This is a genomic window from Rhizobium sullae (genome assembly GCF_025200715.1).
Lineage (GTDB): Bacteria > Pseudomonadota > Alphaproteobacteria > Rhizobiales > Rhizobiaceae > Rhizobium > Rhizobium sullae.
Map to the genome: position 1 here is coordinate 1,711,777 of NZ_CP104143.1, position 20,813 is coordinate 1,732,589.

At 60.2% G+C, this 20,813-nt stretch carries 20 protein-coding genes; 13 read left to right on the forward strand and 7 right to left on the reverse strand.

Annotated elements, in window-relative coordinates; genetic code table 11:
* Positions 1–49 precede the first annotated feature (49 nt).
* Genes N2599_RS08675 through coaD form a run of 3 tightly spaced genes read right to left on the reverse strand, consistent with a single transcriptional unit; the run spans position 50 to position 1,672 of the window.
* A complete protein-coding gene (locus N2599_RS08675; protein WP_027509494.1) occupies positions 50–559 on the reverse strand; it encodes a peptidylprolyl isomerase in 510 nt (169 codons plus the stop codon).
* Between the two features lie 24 nt (positions 560–583).
* Positions 584–1,150, reverse strand: a complete 567-nt coding sequence (locus tag N2599_RS08680; protein WP_027509493.1) for a peptidylprolyl isomerase — start codon at positions 1,148–1,150, stop codon at positions 584–586.
* 27 nt (positions 1,151–1,177) lie between these two features.
* Complete coding sequence (gene coaD, locus N2599_RS08685) at positions 1,178–1,672, reverse strand: pantetheine-phosphate adenylyltransferase (RefSeq protein WP_027509492.1); 495 nt, start codon at positions 1,670–1,672, stop codon at positions 1,178–1,180.
* Between the two features lie 82 nt (positions 1,673–1,754).
* Here coaD and N2599_RS08690 point away from each other — a divergent pair, with 82 nt between their 5' ends.
* From N2599_RS08690 to N2599_RS08700, 3 genes are all read left to right on the forward strand, one after another.
* A complete protein-coding gene (locus N2599_RS08690) occupies positions 1,755–2,009 on the forward strand; it encodes a hypothetical protein (RefSeq protein WP_027509491.1) in 255 nt (84 codons plus the stop codon).
* 160 nt (positions 2,010–2,169) lie between these two features.
* Entirely contained in the window at positions 2,170–2,325 is a 156-nt protein-coding gene (locus tag N2599_RS08695) for a hypothetical protein (protein ID WP_165928267.1), read from the forward strand.
* Between the two features lie 34 nt (positions 2,326–2,359).
* Positions 2,360–2,497, forward strand: a complete 138-nt coding sequence (locus N2599_RS08700; RefSeq protein ID WP_167333893.1) for a hypothetical protein — start codon at positions 2,360–2,362, stop codon at positions 2,495–2,497.
* 184 nt (positions 2,498–2,681) lie between these two features.
* Here N2599_RS08700 and gyrA read toward each other — a convergent pair whose 3' ends face one another.
* Positions 2,682–5,468, reverse strand: coding sequence for a DNA gyrase subunit A (gyrA, locus tag N2599_RS08705; RefSeq protein ID WP_051336520.1), 2,787 nt, complete (start codon positions 5,466–5,468; stop codon positions 2,682–2,684).
* Between the two features lie 226 nt (positions 5,469–5,694).
* On the opposite strand from gyrA, the gene N2599_RS08710 reads away from it, so the two are divergent.
* The 3 genes from N2599_RS08710 (at position 5,695) to chrA (ending at position 8,702) form a co-directional block, all read left to right on the forward strand.
* Positions 5,695–6,327 (forward strand): MarC family protein, encoded by a 633-nt coding sequence (locus N2599_RS08710; RefSeq protein ID WP_027509490.1) that lies wholly within the window; start codon positions 5,695–5,697, stop codon positions 6,325–6,327.
* A gap of 142 nt (positions 6,328–6,469) precedes the next feature.
* On the forward strand, positions 6,470–7,285 hold the full coding sequence (locus tag N2599_RS08715) for a chromate resistance protein ChrB domain-containing protein (protein ID WP_027509489.1): 816 nt from the start codon (positions 6,470–6,472) through the stop codon (positions 7,283–7,285).
* 1 nt (position 7,286) lies between these two features.
* Positions 7,287–8,702, forward strand: coding sequence for a chromate efflux transporter (gene chrA / locus N2599_RS08720; RefSeq protein WP_027509488.1), 1,416 nt, complete (start codon positions 7,287–7,289; stop codon positions 8,700–8,702).
* A 97-nt stretch (positions 8,703–8,799) separates the two neighbouring features.
* On the opposite strand, the gene N2599_RS08725 is transcribed toward chrA, so the two are convergent.
* Positions 8,800–9,315: a single-stranded DNA-binding protein gene (locus tag N2599_RS08725; protein ID WP_027509487.1), complete on the reverse strand. Its 516-nt coding sequence runs from the start codon at positions 9,313–9,315 to the stop codon at positions 8,800–8,802.
* A 250-nt stretch (positions 9,316–9,565) separates the two neighbouring features.
* Here N2599_RS08725 and uvrA point away from each other — a divergent pair, with 250 nt between their 5' ends.
* Genes uvrA through N2599_RS08740 form a run of 3 tightly spaced genes read left to right on the forward strand, consistent with a single transcriptional unit; the run spans position 9,566 to position 13,769 of the window.
* Positions 9,566–12,490 carry an excinuclease ABC subunit UvrA gene (gene uvrA, locus N2599_RS08730; protein ID WP_027509486.1) on the forward strand — a complete coding sequence of 975 codons (2,925 nt, stop codon included), beginning with the start codon at positions 9,566–9,568 and terminating at the stop codon, positions 12,488–12,490.
* Between the two features lie 2 nt (positions 12,491–12,492).
* On the forward strand, positions 12,493–12,939 hold the full coding sequence (locus tag N2599_RS08735) for a GNAT family N-acetyltransferase (protein ID WP_027509485.1): 447 nt from the start codon (positions 12,493–12,495) through the stop codon (positions 12,937–12,939).
* Positions 12,940–12,962: 23 nt separating this feature from the next.
* Positions 12,963–13,769, forward strand: coding sequence for a DUF72 domain-containing protein (locus N2599_RS08740; protein WP_027509484.1), 807 nt, complete (start codon positions 12,963–12,965; stop codon positions 13,767–13,769).
* An 8-nt stretch (positions 13,770–13,777) separates the two neighbouring features.
* On the opposite strand, the gene N2599_RS08745 is transcribed toward N2599_RS08740, so the two are convergent.
* Positions 13,778–15,253 (reverse strand): bifunctional ADP-dependent NAD(P)H-hydrate dehydratase/NAD(P)H-hydrate epimerase, encoded by a 1,476-nt coding sequence (locus tag N2599_RS08745; protein ID WP_027509483.1) that lies wholly within the window; start codon positions 15,251–15,253, stop codon positions 13,778–13,780.
* A 345-nt stretch (positions 15,254–15,598) separates the two neighbouring features.
* Between N2599_RS08745 and N2599_RS08750 the strand changes: the two genes are divergently transcribed.
* From N2599_RS08750 to hspQ, 3 genes are all read left to right on the forward strand, one after another.
* A complete protein-coding gene (locus N2599_RS08750) occupies positions 15,599–15,937 on the forward strand; it encodes a P-II family nitrogen regulator (RefSeq protein ID WP_018900556.1) in 339 nt (112 codons plus the stop codon).
* 59 nt (positions 15,938–15,996) lie between these two features.
* A complete protein-coding gene (gene glnA / locus N2599_RS08755) occupies positions 15,997–17,406 on the forward strand; it encodes a type I glutamate--ammonia ligase (protein ID WP_027509482.1) in 1,410 nt (469 codons plus the stop codon).
* Between the two features lie 150 nt (positions 17,407–17,556).
* Complete coding sequence (gene hspQ, locus N2599_RS08760) at positions 17,557–17,886, forward strand: heat shock protein HspQ (protein WP_027509481.1); 330 nt, start codon at positions 17,557–17,559, stop codon at positions 17,884–17,886.
* Positions 17,887–18,003: 117 nt separating this feature from the next.
* Here hspQ and N2599_RS08765 read toward each other — a convergent pair whose 3' ends face one another.
* The gene (locus N2599_RS08765; protein WP_027509480.1) at positions 18,004–18,657 is read right to left on the reverse strand and encodes an invasion associated locus B family protein; all 654 of its coding nucleotides are present in this window, start codon (positions 18,655–18,657) and stop codon (positions 18,004–18,006) included.
* Between the two features lie 269 nt (positions 18,658–18,926).
* Between N2599_RS08765 and N2599_RS08770 the strand changes: the two genes are divergently transcribed.
* On the forward strand, positions 18,927–20,729 hold the full coding sequence (locus tag N2599_RS08770) for an extracellular solute-binding protein (RefSeq protein WP_027509479.1): 1,803 nt from the start codon (positions 18,927–18,929) through the stop codon (positions 20,727–20,729).
* Positions 20,730–20,813 lie beyond the last annotated feature (84 nt).

A 20,813-nucleotide genomic window follows, 5' to 3' on the forward strand; every position in this document is an offset into this window, starting at 1 on the left:
AAACCCGCCCCGCGCTTTCGCGCAAGGGCGGGTTCAGCAGAAATCACAATCAGACGTCAGCGGCAACCCGCATCGAGACGATCGAGTCCGGGTCGCTGACTGGCTCGCCCTTCTTGATCGTGTCGACAACATCCATGCCTTCGATGACCTGGCCCCAGACGGAATACTGCTTGTTCAGCCAAGGCGCATCGGTGAAGCAGATGAAGAACTGGCTGTTTGCCGAGTTCGGGCTCTGCGAACGCGCCATCGAGCAGGTGCCGCGGACATGGGGCGTGGCAGAGAATTCGGCTTTGAGGTCCGGCTTCGGCGACCCGCCCATGCCGGCGCGGCCCGGGTTGAAGTTCTCGCCGCCCTTCTTGCCGAACTGGACGTCGCCAGTCTGCGCCATGAAGTCGGGAATGACGCGGTGGAAGACGACGCCGTCGTATGCCTTCTCGCGGGAAAGCTCCTTGACGCGGGCGACATGCTCGGGGGCTACCTGCGGCAGCAGCTGGATGACCACCTTGCCCTTCGTGGTTTCCAGGATGACGGTGTTTTCCGGATCCTTGATCTCGGCCATTTTCATTCTCCTCGTTTTTCGAAACTACTTGCCGGCGGTGACCTTGACCATGCGGTCGGGCTCGCTCACTTCGCCGTTCTGGCCTTCGCCGCGCTTGATCTTGTCAACATTTTCCATCCCGGAGACGACCTTGCCGACCACGGTGTACTGGCCGTTGAGGAAGGAGCCGTCCGCGAACATGATGAAGAACTGCGAGTTTGCCGAATCCGGATCCTGGGCGCGCGCCATGCCGATCGTCCCGCGTACGAAGGGCGTCTTGGAGAACTCGGCCGGAATGTTCGGCAGATCGGAGCCACCGGTGCCGGCAAGGCTTGGATCATAGCCCTTCGACATATTGCCGTACTGCACGTCGCCGGTCTGCGCCATGAAGCCGTCGATGACGCGGTGGAAGGCTACATTGTCATAGGCCCCCTTCTTCGCCAGCGCCTCGATCTGCGCAACGTGCTTGGGAGCCACATCCGGCATCAGCTGGATTACGACGGGGCCATCCTTAAGCTGGATAGTCAGCGTATGATCGGCCTGGGCAAACGCATCGCCAACGAAGGAGGCCAGGTAAAGCACGCCGGCAAATGCAATATAGAAGAGTTTCATGTGAGCTCCGTTGCGGCGAAAAACGCCTCAAGATTTGCGCTTGGATTGAAGGGCCTTCAAAACGGCGGCCGGCACAAAGGCGCTGACGTCGCCACCCATGGCCGCGATTTGACGGACCAATGTGGCAGTAATGGGCCGCGAGGCCGTGCCTGCCGGCAGAAAGACGGTCTGCACATCCGGTGCCATCTGCCGGTTCATGCCCGCCATCTGCATTTCATAGTCGAGGTCGGTGCCGTCGCGAAGCCCGCGGATGAGCAGCGCCGCACCATGCATACGCGCTGCATCGACGACAAGATTGTCGAAAGCAACGACGGAGATGCTGCCGCTTTTCTGCGGCATCGCCTCGGCAAGCGCGTTGCGGATCAGTTCCGCCCTCTCCTCGAAGGAAAACAGCGGCGCCTTGCCCGGATGGATGCCGATTGCAACGATCACCCTTTCGGCGATGTTCAGCGCCTGGACGAGCACGTCCAGATGTCCGTTGGTGAGCGGGTCGAAGGACCCCGGATAAAATGCAGTCGTCATAGGACCCGGCCGTTTCGTTCCGATGCCTTTTGTCATGGATGCCTGCGTCCCGCAAGTCATTTGCCGGCCGGCTGAACGGCGGATGAATGCTGCGTTCAACGCCGTTTCAGATGCGATCCGCATAATCGGAAACATCAACGCAGCCGATGCCATCCGGCACCGGGCGCACCCGAAAGACACCGACATGCTGATCCTGCTGCTTTCCCTTGCCGTCGTTCTCTCCCTGCTTGCGGAGCTGGCATATGGCTACCTGCAGGACCGCTATGCGATACGCTGGGTGCGGGCGGAAGTCAGCGAGCATCGCGCCATCATGCGCAAGCTCGGCAGAGCGCGTTGAGACCAGCTCTCGAATCTGAACGCCAGATGAACGAGACATTCAAGGTGGCTTCAGACCGGGCTTGGTAAACGACCCATCAACATCCGCCGGAACCAATTACGGACGGATACGTTCATCAACCGAAGCGTAGATGCGATACGCGGTACGAAGGGAAAAACAGATGCCCGATAAGGTTACCATCATCAATGTTTTCTGGATGGCAATGATCACGGGAATGCTTACTGCAACTGTCGCGCTCTATGACCAGCAGACCGATACGTCCAAGGTATATGGTCCTTATGCTTCGGCCCGCACGGCCATCATAAGCCAGTACTGAGGGACGCGAACGCAACTTCGGAAAGGATTGCGCCATGTTCACGATCTTGACTGTTCTTACCGCTCTCATCAGCGTCATGTTTATCGTGTCCGTGGCGTCAACCGTTTCCGCCCTTCGCCGCGAAAGCGCAGAAGTGAAGGCGTTCGACAAGAAGAAGCACAGCACTTTCTAAGACACGATTCCCCGCCCCTTGAGCGCACTCCCCTCCAGCGCTCGGGTCATTCAAAGCCGGACGCGGTCCCCGCGTCCGGCTTTTTCATGCGCACTGCACCCTCAAACCAGACGAGCAGCAATCTGTGCATAAAAAAACCGGGCGGCAGGGGGCCGCCCGGTTCTCAACCAAAGCCTGGTTTACATTACTCTTCCGTTGCAGGTGGCGCCTCGCCGCTTTCGATCGGCGTTTCGTTGACGATTTCGCCGACATCCTCGCCGTCATCTTCCGGCTCGCTGATGCGCTCGACGGAGACGACCTTTTCGTCCCTGGCGGTCGAGAAGATCGTGACGCCCTTGGTGGCGCGGCTGGCGATGCGGATGCCACCGACCGGGACGCGGATCAGCTGACCGCCATCCGAGACCAGCATGATCTGGTCGCCCTCGTCGACCGGGAAGGCGGCGACAAGTTCGCCGATCTCGCTCGTCTTGGAGGTATCGGTGGCCCGGATGCCCTTGCCGCCGCGGCCGGAGATGCGGAAGTCGTAGGAAGACGACCGCTTGCCGAAGCCCTTCTGCGACACCGTCAGCACGAATTGTTCGCGTGCCTTCAGTTCCTCGTAGCGCTCGTCCGTCAGCTGTCCCTCTTCGGTGACTTCTTCGCCGACCAGGGCGATGTCCTCCTCGTCGATGCCCGTGGCGCGGCGTTCCGCAGCGGAACGCTTGAGGTAGGCGGCTCGCTCCCACGGTTCGGCATCGACATGACCGACGATGGTCATCGAGATGATGCGGTCGCCGTTGCCGAGGTTAATGCCGCGAACGCCGATCGAATTGCGGCCCGCAAAGACACGGACATCATCGACCTGGAAGCGGATGCATTGGCCGAGCGCCGTCGTCAGCAGGACGTCGTCATGTTCGGTGCAGGTCTCGACGGAGAGGATTTCATCGCCCTCCTCCTCGAGCTTCATGGCGATCTTGCCGTTGCGGTTCACCTGGACGAAATCCGACAGCTTGTTGCGGCGAACCGTGCCGCGCGTCGTCGAGAACATGACGTCGAGGCTTTCCCAGCTCTCCTCGTCCTCCGGCAGGGGCAGGATCGTGGTGATGCGTTCGCCGGGCGCCAGCGGCAGCATGTTGATCAGCGCCTTGCCGCGCGACGTCGGGGTGCCGATGGGCAAACGCCAGACCTTTTCCTTGTAGACGATGCCGCGGGAGGAGAAGAACAGGACCGGCGTATGCGTATTGACCACAAATAGCCGGCTAACGAAATCTTCATCGCGCGTCGTCATGCCGGAGCGGCCTTTGCCGCCACGGCGCTGAGCGCGATAGGTCGTCAGCGGTACGCGCTTGATGTAGCCGAGATGCGAGACGGTAACGACCATGTCTTCGCGGGCGATGAGGTCCTCGTCATCCATTTCAAGGCCGCTGTCGATGATCTCAGTGCGGCGTGGGGTGCCGAATTCGTCGCGAACCGATGTCAACTCATCCTTGACGATCGTCTGGATGCGGACGCGGGACGACAGGATGTCGAGATAATCCTTGATCTCGTCGCCGATCTTGTTGAGCTCATCGCCGATTTCATCGCGGCCGAGCGCTGTTAGACGGGCAAGACGGAGCTCGAGGATGGCGCGGGCCTGCTCTTCCGAGAGGTTATAGGTCATATCCTCATTGATGCGATGGCGCGGGTCATCAATGAGGCGGATCAGGCTCTCGACGTCTTCAGCCGGCCAGCGGCGCGTCATCAGCTCTTCGCGCGCCGACTGTGGATCCGGCGCCTGGCGGATGACGCGGATCACTTCATCGATATTGGCGACCGCAATCGCGAGACCTACCAAGACATGAGCACGTTCGCGCGCCTTGCGAAGCAGGAATTTCGTTCTCCGGCTAACGACCTCCTCGCGAAAGGAGACGAAAGCGCGAAGCATATCGAGCAGGTTCATCTGTTCCGGCTTGCCGCCGGTCAGCGCCACCATGTTGCAGCCAAAGGAGGTCTGCAGCGGCGTATAGCGATAAAGCTGGTTCAGGATGACTTCGGCATTGGCATCACGCTTCAGCTCGATGACGACGCGATAGCCCTGGCGGTCGGATTCGTCACGGAGATCGGAGATGCCTTCGATGCGCTTCTCGCGCACCAGTTCGGCCATCTTCTCGATCATCGTCGCCTTATTCACTTGGAAAGGGATCTCGGTGATGATGATCTGCTCGCGGTCGCCGCGCATCGGCTCGATCGCAGCAACGCCGCGCATGATCACGGAACCGCGGCCGGTCTCATAAGCCGAGCGGATGCCGGCACGGCCAAGGATTTTCGCACCTGTCGGGAAATCCGGACCGGGAATGATCTGCATCAGATCTGACAGTTCGATCGCCGGATCATCGATCAGCGCGATGCAGCCGTTGATGACTTCAGTCAGATTGTGCGGCGGAATATTGGTGGCCATGCCGACGGCAATGCCGCCTGCTCCATTGACGAGCAGGTTCGGGAATTTCGCGGGCACCACGACGGGCTCGGAGAGCGTGCCGTCGTAGTTGTCGCGGAAGTCGACCGTTTCCTTGTCGAGATCGTCGAGCAGCGAATGCGCCGCCCTTTGCAGACGGCATTCCGTGTAGCGTTCGGCCGCCGGCGGGTCGCCGTCGACGGAACCGAAATTGCCCTGACCGTCGATTAGCGGCAGACGGAGCGACCAACCCTGCGCCATGCGGGCGAGCGCATCGTAGATCGCAGCATTGCCGTGCGGGTGATATTTACCCATCACGTCACCGGTGACGCGGGCGCATTTGACGTATTTCTTGTTCCAGTCGATGCCGAGTTCGGACATGCCATAGAGGATGCGCCGGTGCACAGGCTTGAGGCCGTCGCGGACGTCCGGAAGCGCACGGCTGACGATGACGCTCATCGCGTAATCGAGATACGACCGCTGCATTTCCTCCATGATGGAGATGGGCTCGATGCCTGGCGGGAGCTTCCCGCCGCCTGGGGGTGTTTGTTCAGTCAAAACAGATCACGATCTCTTTGTAGAATCACTGGAGGATTTATAGCGGAAAGGCTGGCCGCGCGCCAATTTGAGCGAGGGTTTTGAACAGACTTTGCGGCGGAAGGGCGGCAATTCAGGCGATTTCGGACCGCTTTCAGCGCCGGTCCACCACCTGTCATTTGCCAAATGGAAAACCTCGCTTCACAATCGCGAAAATCAAGCCTTGATATGGTGTTCCGGAGAGACGATGGCAAGCGCCGACCAACTGATCAACGCTTTCACGACGCTGCTCGTCACGATCGATCCTCCCGGACTTGCGCCGATCTTCCTCGGCCTGACCAGCGGCATGAGCCGCGGCCAGCGCAAGCAGGTGGCGCTGCGCGGCTCCGTCATCGCTTTCATCATTCTCGCCGTCTTTGCACTGTTCGGCGCAAGTGTGCTTGGGGTTCTTGGCATTTCCATCGGCGCCTTCCGCATCGCCGGCGGACTGCTGCTCTTCTGGATCGCCTTCGAAATGGTGTTCGAGAAGCGGCAGGACCGCAAGGAAAAGACCAGCGAAGTGGCGATTACCAAGGATCACATCCAGAATATCGCGGTCTTTCCGCTCGCCCTTCCGCTGATTGCCGGCCCGGGCGCGATCTCGGCGACGATCCTGCTTGCGGGCTCGCTGCCGACCTCAGTCGAACGGGCGCAGCTTCTCATCGTCATTGCAGGCAATCTTCTTCTGATGCTTGTGGCGCTGCTGATCGCCGATCGTCTCGACCGCCTCCTCGGGGTCACCGGCCGGGCGATCCTCACGCGCCTGCTCGGCGTAATCCTGGCGGCGCTTGCCGCGCAGTTCGTCGTAGACGGCGTTAAAGCCGCGATGGCTGTCAGTTAAAAGGACGCCGTCGCGAGGCAAACCCAACAGGGCTTGACTTCCCGCGGGCCTGCTGCACATGATTGGCTCTGGGGTTGCGATCACCCCACGAGGCGACAGCTGAAGTATCGCGTCCGATAAGCCGCAAAACGGAGGACGCGTCATGCCGTCATTTCTGGAAATTTCATCCGACAAGCTCAACCGTATCATCGGAACGCCGAATGCGCCCGTCATTGTCGACGTCCGCACAGCCGAAGACTTTGCCGCCGACCCTAGGCTCGTCCCAGCCTCGGTCCGGCGTAGCCATACCAATGTCGACGAGTGGAGCCGCGAAGTTGCCGGTCCGGCGATCATCGTATGCCAGAGGGGTCAAAAGCTGAGTCACGGTGTAGCCGCCTATCTCCGGCATGCCGGAACGGAAGCAGAGGTTCTCGAAGGAGGATTCGAGGCGTGGCTGCGGGCCGGTGGCCAAGTCGTGCCGGAGGGCAAGATGCCGGCGCGCGACCCGCATGACCGGACCGTATGGGTGACGCGGGCACGCCCGAAGATCGACCGGATCGCCTGCCCCTGGCTGATCAGGCGTTTTGTCGATCCCAATGCCGTCTTCCTGTTCGTTCCGGCATCGGAGGTGCCAGCAGTTGCTGATCGTTTTGGCGCGACGCCGTTCGATATAGAGGACGTCTTCTGGAGCCACCGCGGCGAACGCTGCACCTTCGACGTGATGATCGAGGAATTCAATCTTACTTCCGAACCACTGCTGCATCTCGCCACCATTATTCGCGGCGCCGATACTGCCAGGCCCGATCTCGCGCCGGAAGCCGCCGGTCTGCTCGCCGCTTCGCTCGGGCTTTCGCGCATGTTCACCGACGACTTACAGCAGCTCGACGCCGGCCTGACGCTCTATGACGCGTTTTACCGCTGGTGCCGCGACGCGACCGACGAGACACACAACTGGCCCAACCCGAAGCGGGCGCAGTGAGATGGCTGACATGGTGGATACGGAACGAGACGCCCCGGCGGGCCGGGATATCGTGCCTCTCGGCGAGGCCGTGAAGGTGTGGGCAAGGGTTGCGGCGCTCAGCTTCGGCGGACCGGCGGGACAAATTGCCCTCATGCATCGCGTCGTCGTCGATGAGAAGCGGTGGATCGGCGAACATCGCTTCCTGCATGCGCTCAACTACTGCATGCTGCTTCCCGGGCCGGAAGCCCATCAGTTAGCGATCTACATCGGCTGGCTGCTCAACAGGACGATCGGCGGCCTGATCGCCGGAGCGCTGTTCGTGCTCCCGGGCTTCATCGCCATCCTCGGGCTGAGCTACATCTATGCCGCCTATGGAAACGTGAGCTATATCGCCGGCTTGTTTTTCGGTCTGAAGGCCGCGGTGCTTGCGGTCGTGCTGCAGGCTGTGTTCCGGATCGGAAGCAGGGCGCTCAAAAACAATGTGATGATCGGCATTGCCGCCGCCGCCTTTGTTGCGATCTTCTTTCTCCACGTCCCGTTCCCGCTGATCATCATCGCGGCCGGCATTCTGGGCTTCTTCGGCGGCCGCGCGGGCTCGCCGTTGTTCAAGGTTGGCGGTGGACACAGAGGCGGTTCGGCCGTGATCCTCGAAGACAGGGATTCCCTGCTTGGGGAGGAGACGCCGCCCCACGCACGGCCAAACCTTGCATGGTCGCTGCGGGTATCCGGCGCCCTTGCGATCGCCTGGCTTCTGCCTGTCGCGCTGCTTTTAGCGACAACGGGATCCGGCAATATCTTTTCGCAGGTCGGTCTGTTCTTCAGCCAGATGGCTGTCGTGACATTCGGCGGCGCGTACGCGGTGCTTGCCTATGTCGCGCAGGAAGCGGTTCAGCATTTCGGATGGCTAAAACCGGGCGAGATGCTGGATGGCCTCGGCATGGCCGAGACTACACCAGGTCCGTTGATCATCGTCGTCCAGTTCGTCGGCTTCATGGCCGCCTACAGGAACCCCGGGCCGCTCGATCCGATGCTCGCCGCCACGCTCGCCGCGGTCCTGACGACATGGGTGACCTTCATTCCGAGCTTCCTGTGGATTTTTCTCGGAGCACCGTTCATCGAGAAGCTGCGCGGCAATGCCGAGCTGACCGGAGCGATGTCGGCCATCACGGCAGCCGTCGTCGGTGTGATCCTCAATCTTGCGATCTGGTTCGGGATCCACGTGCTCTTTGCCGAGGTGCGTCCTGCCTTATGGGGACCGGTTTCAATCGATGTCCCGGTTCCATCCTCGGTCCTCTGGCCATCGCTCGCGCTGACGGCGTTTGCCGCCTTGGCTATCTTTCGCCTGAAGCTTTCGGTGATCTCGACACTGGCCATTTGCGCCGCAATCGGCGTCATGTGGACCATTCTGGCAGGCTCGGGCACCACGACGCCGTGAGCACCGGAATTTTGTTCGCGCCGAATGCCTCTGCCGAGGAAACGCCAATAAAAAAAACCGCTGCCAGGCAGCGGTTTTTACGGTGATTTCGCTCGTCTCAGAACGGGATATCGTCATCGAGATCGCGTGAGAAATTCCCGCCGCCACCGCTGCTGCGGCCGGACGGCTGCGACGGGGCGCCGTAGTCGTCTCCGGAATTGCTGCCGCCACCGAAATCGCTGCTGCTGCCGCGTCCGCCGCTGGAACTCGCGCCGCCTTCGCCGCGGCCGTCGAGCATGGTCAGCGTCGAATTGAAGCCCTGCAGCACGACTTCCGTTGAGTAACGGTCCTGGCCCTGCTGGTCCTGCCATTTGCGGGTCTGGAGCTGGCCTTCGATGTAGAGCTTGGCGCCCTTCTTCACATATTGCTCGACAACCTTGCAGAGACCTTCGTTGAAGACGACGACGGTGTGCCATTCGGTCTTTTCGCGGCGCTCGCCGGAATTGCGGTCCCGCCACGTCTCGGAGGTCGCGATGCGAAGATTGGCGATCGGGCGGCCATCCTGTGTCCTGCGGATTTCGGGGTCTGCGCCCACGTTTCCGATCAGAATTACCTTGTTCACGCTGCCAGCCATACTTCTCACCTTACTGCCGCCCTGCCCGGCGGCGCTTGAAACAATCAGTGTACCTTAAACTATAGAACCCCGGCCATGCGTGTCCATCGCCGGTTCATCCACAAGGAATTTTGTTCTTTATTTGTTCTAGTTTATGGCTATGATCCTGTCAACAGAATCGAAAACCTCGCAACAGATGGATATTCAGCCTCGACTCGCCCAGCGGCATCACTAAATAAGGGGCTTACTCCAGCACAGAAGCACAATTACGATGAGTGAACTTAAGACGATTTCCATCCGCGGCGCGCGCGAGCATAACCTCAAGGGCATCGACCTCGACCTGCCGCGCAACAAACTCATCGTCATGACCGGCCTTTCCGGGTCCGGCAAGTCGTCGCTTGCGTTCGACACAATCTATGCGGAGGGCCAGCGCCGCTATGTCGAAAGCCTTTCGGCCTATGCCCGCCAGTTCCTCGAGATGATGCAGAAGCCGGACGTCGACCAGATCGACGGCCTGTCGCCGGCCATATCCATCGAACAGAAGACGACTTCGCGCAATCCGCGCTCGACAGTCGGCACGGTCACAGAGATCTACGACTACATGCGCCTGCTCTTTGCGCGTGTCGGTGTTCCTTACTCGCCGGCGACGGGCCTGCCGATCGAGAGCCAGACTGTCAGTCAGATGGTCGACCGCGTGCTCGAATTCGAGGAAGGCACGCGTCTTTATATTCTGGCGCCGATCGTGCGCGGCCGTAAGGGCGAATACAAGAAGGAACTGGCGGACCTCATGAAAAAGGGCTTCCAGCGCGTCAAGGTGGACGGCCAGTTCTACGAGATCGCCGATGCTCCGGCGCTCGACAAGAAATACAAGCACGACATCGATGTTGTCGTGGACCGCATCGTCGTGCGCCCCGACATGGCGTCCCGGCTTGCCGACAGCTTCGAGACCTCGCTGAAGCTCGCAGATGGGCTTGCGATCGCCGAGTTTGCCGACAAGCCGCTGCCGCCGGGGGAAACGTCTGCGGGCGGCTCCGCCAACAAATCGCTCAACGACACGCATGAGCGCATGCTGTTCTCGGAGAAATTCGCCTGCCCCGTTTCCGGCTTCACCATTCCGGAGATCGAGCCGCGGCTCTTCTCGTTCAACAATCCGGCCGGCGCCTGCCCGACCTGCGACGGGCTTGGCGCCCAGCAGAAAATCGACCGGGCGCTGATTATCCCCGAACCGGAGCGGACACTGCGCGACGGCGCCATCGCGCCTTGGGCGAAGTCGAGTTCGCCCTACTACAACCAGACGCTGGAAGCGCTCGGCAAGCATTACGGTTTCAAGCTCGGCAACCGCTGGAGCGATCTCTCGGAAAAGGCACAGGACGTCATCCTGAACGGCACGGACGAGAAGATCGAGTTTCACTATGCCGACGGCGCACGCTCCTATACGACGCATAAGAGCTTCGAAGGCATCATCACCAATCTCGAACGCCGCTGGAAGGAAACCGACTCCGCTTGGGCGCGCGAAGAGATCGAGCGCTTCATGTCCGCAGCCCCCTGCCCGGCCTGCAACGGTTTCCGCCTGAAGCCGGAAACGCTGGCAGTGAAAATCAACAAGCTGCATATCGGCCAGGTGACCGACATGTCGATCCGCGTGGCGCGCGACTGGTTCGAGGCACTTCCAGCGACTTTCTCGGCCAAGCAGAATGAGATCGCGGTGCGCATCCTGAAGGAAATCCGCGACCGCCTGCGCTTCCTGAACGATGTCGGTCTTGAATATCTCAGCCTGTCGCGGAATTCCGGCACTCTGTCGGGCGGCGAAAGCCAGCGCATCCGCCTTGCCTCCCAGATCGGATCGGGCCTGACGGGCGTGCTCTACGTTCTCGACGAGCCGTCGATCGGCCTGCACCAGCGCGACAATGCGCGGTTGCTCGACACGCTGAAGCACCTGCGCGATATCGGCAATACGGTGATCGTCGTCGAGCATGACGAGGATGCGATCCTGACGGCAGACGACGTGGTCGACATCGGCCCGGCGGCCGGCGTGCATGGCGGCCACATCGTGGCCCACGGAACGCCGCAGGACATCATGGCGAACCCGAGGTCGCTGACCGGGAAGTACCTCTCCGGCGAACTCGGCGTGCCGGTTCCCGACGAACGGCGCAAGCCGAAGAAAGGCCGCGAGATCAAGGTGGTCGGCGCGCGTGGCAATAATCTGAAGAACATCACGGCCTCCATCCCACTCGGTGTCTTCACCGCCGTGACGGGCGTTTCGGGTGGCGGCAAATCCACTTTCCTGGTGGAGACGCTCTACAAATCGGCCGCACGCCGCGTGATGGGCGCCCGCGAAATTCCGGCCGATCATGACCGCATCGACGGCTTCGAGCACATCGACAAAGTCATCGATATCGACCAATCGCCAATCGGCCGCACGCCGCGTTCAAACCCGGCAACCTATACCGGTGCGTTTACGCCGATCCGCGACTGGTTCGCCGGTCTGCCGGAGGCGAAGGCGCGCGGCTATCAGCCGGGACGATTCTCCTTCAACGTCAAGGGCGGGCGCTGCGAAGCCTGCCAGGGCGACGGGGTCATCAAGATCGAGATGCACTTCCTGCCGGATGTCTACGTCACCTGCGATGTCTGCCACGGCAAGCGCTACAATCGCGAAACGCTGGACGTGACCTTCAAGGGCAAGTCGATTTCGGACGTGCTCGACATGACGGTCGAGGAAGGCGTGGAGTTCTTCAGCGCCGTACCGGCGGTACGCGACAAGCTGCAGTCGCTGTTCGATGTCGGCCTCGGTTACATCAAGGTCGGCCAGCAGGCAAATACGCTTTCAGGCGGCGAAGCCCAGCGCGTCAAACTCGCCAAGGAACTTTCCAAGCGCTCGACAGGCCGCACGCTCTACATCCTCGACGAACCGACCACCGGCTTGCACTTCCACGACGTCGCCAAGCTGCTTGAAATGTTGCACGAGTTGGTCAACCAGGGTAATTCCGTCGTGGTGATCGAGCACAATCTCGAAGTCATCAAAACGGCCGACTGGGTGCTCGATTTCGGCCCTGAAGGCGGCGACGGCGGTGGCGAGATCGTCGCGGCCGGCACGCCCGAAGCAATCGTCAAGGAGCCGCGCTCCTATACCGGCCATTTCCTTAAGGAACTGCTGGAGCGCCGGCCGGTGAAAAAGACATTCGCGGCAGCGGAATAGCCATGCTGCGCCTGGGCTCCACTGCGGATATCGAGATAGTGAAGTCGCTAACAGGCGAAGCCTATGCACGTTACCTTGCTTTGCTGGGAGCAGAGCCCATACCAGTGACCGACGATGATGCTCCACGGATCGCGAGGGGTGAGATCTGGTTGTTTGAGATCAACGGCGTTTGCGCCGGTTTGGCGGTGCTGGAGCGTCATAAGAATCACGCAATGCTCATTAGCATCGCCGTGTCGCCTGCTCATCAGGGCCGCAGGCACGGCAGCACCATCCTTCGCTGGGTGGAGGCTAAAGCACAGGAATGGCAACTGCCTGAGTTGCGGCTCCACACCAACGCCCGCACGATGCGGAATATCGCAATTTATAAGGGCTTTGGATTTCAGGGGCGCCGGCCGAGTCCTTACAGGCCAGGATCGACCATCGTCGACATGACAAAAGCAATGGCGTGAAGGCGGAACAACGGGAGGAACACATGAGCAAATCCGGCAGCATCCGCGTCGGTGTCGGCGGCTGGACTTTCGAGCCCTGGCGGAATCACTTCTATCCGGGCGACCTCAAGCAGAAGGACGAGCTGCACTACGCCAGCCGGCAGTTGAAGGTCATCGAAATCAATGGCACCTATTACAGCTCGCAGAAGCCGGAGACCTTTGCGAAATGGGCTGCCGACGTGCCGGATGGCTTCATCTTCTCGCTGAAGGCCAGCCGCTTCGTGACCAACAGGCGCGTGCTTGCCGAGGCGGGAGAATCCATGGAGCGCTTCCTGACGCAGGGGCTAACCGAGCTCGGCGGCAAGCTCGGACCAATCCTCTGGCAGTTCGCTCCGACCAAGAAGTTTGATGACGAGGATTTCGAGGCCTTCCTAAAGCTCTTGCCGGACAACCAGGACGGCCTGCCATTGCGGCATGTCGTCGAGGTGCGCCACGATTCCTTCAAGGTGCCCGAATTCATCGCGCTGCTGGCGAAATACGGCGTGGCGCCAGTCTGCGCTGAACATTTCGACTATCCGATGATCGCCGATGTGACGGCGGATTTCGTCTATGCCCGGCTGCAGAAGGGATCGGACGACATCAAGACCTGCTACGCCTCCAAGGACCTGAAGGCCTGGGCGAAGCGCCTCGAGACATGGGCCGAAGGCAAGGTACCGGATGATTTGCCGCTGATCGACAAGCAGCGGAAGGTCAAGAGCGAGCCGCGCGACGTTTTTGCCTTCATGATCCACGAAGGCAAGGTCAATGCGCCTTTCGGCGCGATCGCGCTTCAGGAAGAGGTCGGAAAATAGCAGTCGGCCTAGAACGGCAGCACGTGGGCGACGAGGTCTTCGGCCGTCAGGCCCTGGCCGGCGCGCTGCCCGGCTTCGCCATGGAGGTAGACGCCGGCAGCGGCAGCTTCGAATGCCGGCAGACCCTGAGCCAGATACGCGCCGATGATGCCGGCAAGGATGTCGCCTGAGCCGGCGGTCGCAAGCCAGACCGGCGCGTTCGTATTGATCAGCGCCCGGCCGTCCGGCGATGCGATAACGGTATCGGCGCCCTTGTAGACGATCGCCGCGTTGGCGCGTTTGGCGGCCACCTGCGCTCTGTCGACCTTGCTGAGTGTCTTGTCCGCCGCGATATCTGGAAACAGGCGTGCGAATTCGCCTTCGTGCGGCGTCAGCACGAGATGCGGCTCGCCCTCCGCGAAGAGATCGAAAAGCTCCCGCGGATCGTCTCTGAACGACGTGATGCCGTCGGCGTCGAGCACGAGATGGCGACCACTGAGTTCTGCGGCGAAGTCTCTTGTTTTTACGCCGGTCCCAAAGCCCGGTCCGAGGACGAAAGTCTGCAGGCGCTCGTCGGCCAGCCAGTCGCGCAAAGCCGTCGCGTCATCGACGGCGCACAGCATGACGGCTGTCAAATGGGCGCTGTTTTCAGCCATCGCATCTCTGGGCGTGGCGATGGTTACGAGACCAGCCCCGGCTTTCAGCCCGGCCGCGGCGGACATCCGCGCCGCACCTGTCTTTCCGGTTTCGCCCGAGAAAACGACAAGGTGCCCGCGTTTGTATTTGTGCGTCCCCAGTTTCGCCGAAGGCAGCAGGTGCGCCCATTGGATCGGGGTATTTTCGGCAATCCTGCCGGACGAACGCGCCTTGACGATGCGTGCGGGAATGCCGATGTCGGCAACCTCGACGCTGCCGCAAAGCTCCCGGCCCGGCATCAGCAGGTGGCCGGGTTTGCGCGTCATGAACGTGACCGTATGGGCAGCCCTGAACGCCGTCCCCAGCACCTCGCCGCTGCGGCCATCGAGGCCGGATGGCAGGTCGACGGCAATGACGGGAACCATAGCACCCGTCACCTGTTCGATGACGGAACGCACCTGCGAAGGCACATCCCGTCCGAGCCCCGCCCCGAAGATCGCGTCGATGACGACGTCTCCCGGCGTCGGGATGTAGACATCGACCGGCTGCGAGACGAGCGCGCATTCGGCCTTTGCCCGCGCGGCATCGCCACGAAGCTTGGCAAGGTCGCCGAGATGGAAGACGGCAACCTCGGCGCCGCTTTCCGCAAGACGGCGGGCCGCAACGTAGCCGTCGCCGCCGTTGTTCCCGGGGCCGCAGAGAACGGCAAAGCGCAGTGCGCCGGGATACAGCCGAAGCGCGGCGCCGGCGACGGCCGCACCCGCGCTCCACATCAGCCCGAAAGAGGCGATGCCCGAATCGGACGCGGCGGCATCGACGGCCGCCATTTCTGCAGGTGTCAGGAGTAGGTCACCCAGTTTTTCTGCCATGCGCCATTCAATTCAAAAAGCGCCTAAAAAACAACCTGTTTCATGATTTCTTCTGCAGCTCAAAATTAGGTCATTTGCCTAATTTTTGAGCGATCAAGGAACAACATGTCCAATACGAGCGGCGCGGCATTTTTCCTGCTTTTGCACCATTTTTGAATTTTCGATGGCGATCCCAACCGATTCTGCTGGAAAAAATGCCTCAAAAAGCGCCGCGACGCCGCTAATTTGCGGGGAATTGACATATTTTTTCGCTCTCCGGCGTTGCGAACTGGCACGATACCTGCATCATGCTTCGCGAGCGGCAATTTGTCCGCTTTAACGGGAGAAGCGGAGAGTCATTTTCTCATGAAAAAGATCGAAGCGATCATTAAGCCTTTCAAGCTCGACGAAGTGAAGGAAGCTCTTCAGGAAGTCGGCCTGCAGGGCATCACTGTCACGGAAGCAAAGGGCTTCGGTCGCCAGAAAGGCCATACGGAACTTTACCGTGGCGCTGAATATGTCGTCGACTTTCTGCCGAAGGTGAAGGTCGAGGTCGTACTCGCCGACGAAAATGCGGAAGCCGTCATCGACGCGATCCGCAAGGCCGCGCAGACCGGCCGAATCGGAGATGGAAAAATCTTTGTATCCAATATCGAAGAAGTCATTCGAATCCGTACCGGCGAGACCGGTGTGGACGCTATTTAAGGCGGCTCGCCCAATGCGGCGAATTCATCCATCGTCATTGCAAATGAAAGGGAGATTTCATGGCGACCGCGAACGAAATTCTTAAGCAGATCAAGGAAAACGACGTCAAGTTCGTCGATCTGCGCTTTACCGACCCCAAGGGCAAGCTGCAGCATGTCACGATGGACGTCGTCTGCGTCGATGAGGACATGTTCGCCGATGGCGTGATGTTCGACGGCTCGTCGATCGGCGGCTGGAAGGCCATCAACGAGTCCGACATGGTGCTGATGCCGGATCCGGAAACGGTGCACATGGACCCGTTCTTCGCGCAGTCGACCATGGTTATCATCTGCGACATCCTGGACCCTGTTTCGGGCGAAGCCTATAACCGTGACCCGCGCGGCACCGCCAAAAAGGCTGAAGCCTATCTCAAGGCCTCCGGCATCGGCGATACAGTCTTCGTCGGCCCGGAAGCAGAATTCTTCGTCTTCGACGACGTCAAGTACAAGGCCGATCCCTACAATACCGGCTTCAAGCTCGACAGCAGCGAACTGCCCTCGAATGACGACACCGATTATGAGACCGGCAACCTCGGTCACCGTCCGCGCGTCAAGGGCGGTTACTTCCCGGTTCCACCGGTCGACAGCGCGCAGGACATGCGCTCGGAAATGCTGACGGTGCTTGCAGAAATGGGCGTCGTCGTCGAGAAGCATCATCATGAAGTGGCCGCGGCCCAGCACGAACTCGGCATTAAGTTCGACACGCTGGTGCGCAACGCCGACAAGATGCAGATCTACAAGTACGTCGTGCACCAGGTCGCCAATGCCTATGGCAAGACGGCAACCTTCATGCCGAAGCCTATCTTCGGCGACAACGGCTCAGGCATGCATGTGCATCAATCGATCTGGAAGGGCGGCAAGCCGACCTTCGCCGGCGACGAATATGCGGGCCTCTCCGAAACGTGCCTCTACTACATCGGCGGCATCATCAAGCATGCCAAGGCGATCAACGCCTTCACCAACCCGTCGACCAATTCCTACAAGCGTCTCGTTCCAGGTTACGAAGCGCCGGTGCTGCTGGCCTATTCGGCCCGCAATCGCTCGGCCTCTTGCCGCATTCCGTTCGGCTCCAACCCGAAGGCAAAGCGCGTCGAGGTCCGCTTCCCGGATCCGACCGCCAACCCGTACCTGGCTTTCGCGGCCATGCTGATGGCGGGCCTCGACGGCATCAAGAACAAGATCCATCCGGGCAAGGCCATGGATAAGGACCTGTACGACCTGCCGCCGAAGGAACTGAAGAAGATCCCGACGGTCTGCGGCTCGCTGCGCGAGGCCCTCGAAAGCCTCGACAAGGATCGCAAGTTCCTGACAGCTGGCGGTGTCTTCGACGACGATCAGATCGACGCCTTCATCGAACTGAAGATGGCAGAGGTGATGCGCTTCGAGATGACCCCACATCCGGTCGAATACGATATGTACTATTCGGCTTGATCGCTGAGCGGGAGGCTCCGGTTCCGCCGGAGCCTTCCTTCCTTGTCACTGAGGCTGATGGCGACATGACACTCATGTGACGAAAACCCGCAAAAATCTTGATTTGAGCGGGCCCAATCACCAAATCTGGTGATGAAAGGAAGTCGTACCATGAAAGAAAGAGTAGCAAAGTTCAGTATCGGTGAAGTGGTCCGGCACAAGGTTTTTCCGTTTCGCGGCGTCATCTTCGATGTCGATCCGGAATTCGCGAATACGGACGAATGGTGGAACTCTATTCCTCCCGAAGTCCGCCCTGACAAGGACCAGCCCTTCTACCATCTGCTCGCGGAAAACGACGAAAACGAATATGTCGCTTACGTCTCCGAGCAGAACCTGGTGAATGACGAAAGCGGCATTCCGCTTCGCAATCAGCAGGTTTACCAGATTTTCGATCAGGCGCCGTCCGGCCAGCTCAAGCCCAAGATGAGCTTCGCCCACTAAGACGCGCAAACAATTATGATTTCAAACCCCGCTCCGGCGGGGTTTTTTCTTTGCCGTAAAAACAGAGAACCCGGCGCCATGGCCGGGTTTTCTGTTCATTGCGCTTACGCTGGCAGACTACTGCGCCTTGGCGGCGTTCTGCGCGTCTTCGAGCTTCTTGCGGGCTTCCTCGGCCTTCTTCTGCATGCTGTCCTGCAGGCTCTTCTGGCTCTCGGCGAGCTTGTTCGGCGAAACGGCTTCGCCATCATAGGCGCCGGTAAAGCCTTCGAGCGAGATTTTGATCGGGTTCGGTGCACGGCGGAAATTGATCGACGTGAAGATCACGTCGCTGCCCTTCTTGAGGCCGGCGATCATCGCATCCGTCAGGGGGATTTCGGCAGTGCACTTGTCCGGCAGGCAGACGGCGTAATCGAGCTTCTGGCCCTTGTTGTTATCGACCTGCATCATGATGCCCGGCGGAATCAGGCGGGCGGTCGGCACCGATACCTGCAGGATCTTGCGATTGACCTTGCCGGAGATGTTGATGAGGCCGACGGCCGTGACGAGCTGGCCGCCATTGGCGAGGATCAGGTTCTGAACGACGCAGATATCGTTGTCTTCCTGCTTGCTGCAGGTCTTGTACCAGCCAAGGCGCGGCGCGCCCGCAGCCTGTGCGGGCGCGTTTGCAGCGGCATCCTGTGCAAAGGAGGATACAGGAGCCGAAGCGGCGCCGAAAGCTACTGCCAGAACGGACAGAGCTGCCCGCAATTTCTTATCAGACTTGAACATCATAACGGATTCCGTCTCCTGATACCCATTCGGGACCGCGATCTGCCGTCCTCTCCAACCGGGCCACTGTGCATTCCACCTCTTAAAACATTAAGGCAAATGCATGGCCCCCAAAAACCCGGACCACCTGTTACATTGAGGCGCTGCAGATATCCAGTATTTCTTTGGCGATTTCTGGATGGTCCGAAAGATTTCGGCGTCTCGATGTTCGATTTCCTGCCCAGCATGATAGTCTTCGGCCGAATCGTGCCTTTGCCGGAAAGGATTTGAGCATGCTCCGGGTCATCCTCCCCCTCGCCTTTACGCTGTTCTGCGGCGCCGTTGCTGCCAGCCCACTGCATGGGATCGCCATGCATGGCGAACCCGCCCTGCCCCCGGACTACAGGCATTTCTCCTATGTCAATCCGGACGTGAAAAAGGGCGGCAAGATCAGCTACGGCGTCGTCGGCACCTTCGACAACCTCAACCCCTTCATCCTGAAAAGCATGCGCACGACAGCGCGCGGCATGTGGGACCCGGACTATGGCAACCTCGTCTACGAATCGCTGCTGCTGCGCTCCCGGAGCGAACCTTTCACGCTTTATGGACTGCTTGCGGAAACCGTCGAATGGGACGAGGACCGCACGTTCGTCCAGTTCAATCTCAACCCGAAGGCCAAATGGTCCGACGGCCAACCGGTGACGCCCGAGGACGTCATGTTCTCCTTCGAGCTGCTGCGCGACAAGGGACGCGTGCCCTTTGCGAATCGTCTCAGCCTTGTCTCCAAGATGGGGAAGGTCGGCGAGCACAGCGTGCGCTTCACCTTCAACGACAAAGCAGACCGCGAAACGCCGATGATCTTCGGGCTTATGCCGGTCCTGCCAAAGCACGCCATAGATCCCGAAACCTTCGACCGGACCTCTCTCGTGCCGCCGCTCGGCTCCGGCCCCTATAAGATCAAGGCTGTGAAGCCCGGCGAGAGTATCACCTATGAACGCGACCCGAACTACTGGGGCAAGGATATCCCTTCCAAGGTCGGCATGGACAACTACGACCAGATCACCGTTCAATATTTTCTGCAGGACACAACGCTCTTCGAGGCCTTCAAAAAGGGCGATATCGACGTCTATCCCGACGGCAGCCCCGGCCACTGGGCGACGGCCTATAATTTTCCAGCGGTTTCCACCGGTGCCGTGATCAAGGATACCTTCCAGCCGAAGCTGCCGAGCGGCATGTTCGGCTTCGTCTTCAATACCCGGCGGCCGCTATTCGCAAACACCAAGGTGCGCGAAGGGCTCTCGCTGATCTTCGATTTCGAATGGGCGAACAAAACGCTCTATTCCGGTGCCTACAAGCGCACGCAGAGCTTCTGGCAGAATTCGAAGCTTTCGAGCTTCGGCGTTCCGGCCGACGCCCGCGAACTTGAGATGCTGGGCCCGATCAAAGACAAGATCGACCCGGCCATCCTCGACGGCACTTATAAGCTGCCTGTGACCGATGGGTCCGGACGCGACCGCAATGTGTTGAAAAAGGCGGTGCAGGTGCTGAAGGAAGGCGGCTATTCGATCCAGGGCGGCAAGATGGTGGATTCCAGCGGCAAGCCGCTTGCCTTCGAGATCATGACGCAGAATCCTGATCAGGAAAAACTCGCGATCGCCTTCCAGCGTTCGCTACAGACGGTGGGCATTGCCGCTTCGATCCGCACGGTGGATGATTCACAATATCAGAGCCGAACCAATAGTTTCGACTATGATGTTATCCTAAAGTCTTATGTGTCGTCACTCTCGCCCGGCAACGAGCAGCTTTCCTATTGGTCCTCGGCTGCGCGTGACCGCGAGGGCAGTTCGAGTTTCGCCGGCGTTGCCGACCCAAACGTCGATACGCTGATCAAGCATATCCTCACGGCGCGCTCTGAGGAAGATTTCACTGCCGCCGTCCGGTCATACGACCGATTGCTGCTTTCCGGGCACTACGTCTTGCCCCTCTACCATATCGACCAGCAATGGGTCGCGCGCAGCAAACGGCTCGGACATCCGGACATTGTGCCGCTTTACGGCTACCAGCTTCCGGCCTGGTGGGATCAGAGCGTGCAGTAAGTCCTGCCGACGCTGGTTCCTTTTTCCTGCCTGGTTGAAGTCGAACGCGTCAGGGCATAGATGGCGTGGGAACCTCGGACCGAT